This is a genomic window from Clostridium sp. DL1XJH146 (genome assembly GCF_054819755.1).
The window spans coordinates 1-380 of record NZ_JBTVVN010000115.1; the positions used below are offsets into that span (position 1 = coordinate 1).

The 380-nt window shown below is 30.3% G+C and carries 1 protein-coding gene; it reads right to left on the minus strand.

From position 1 onward, the window contains the following. Positions 1 to 380: transposase (locus ACVHXK_RS18730; RefSeq protein ID WP_461207926.1), on the minus strand; the 380-nt coding region annotated here is incomplete at both ends.

Sequence of the window (380 nt, forward strand, 5' to 3'; positions counted from 1 at the left end):
TTTTTGCTTATAGTTGTCTTGCCTTTATGAGTACCAGAACTATTTTCCCTTAAATCAAAACCACATAACGATTGAAGCTGTTTTCCATGGTCAAATTTTGATATATCTCCTATTTCAGATACTATTGCAGCTACGCTTAAAACGCCTATACCTTTAATATCAACAACATTTGAAGCCCAAGGTATAGATAGCACTAAATCTTGTGCTTTAGATTCAATATGAAGGATTCTATCACATAACTTATTATAATCTTCAAGTAAGATGTTAAATTCAAGTAACATAGCTTCACTAATAACTTTTTTTCCAATAGATTTAGAAGCTGCATTTTTTAATTGGTTAAGTTTTTTCTTTCCAACGCTTGTAGAAACTTTGGTTCTTAA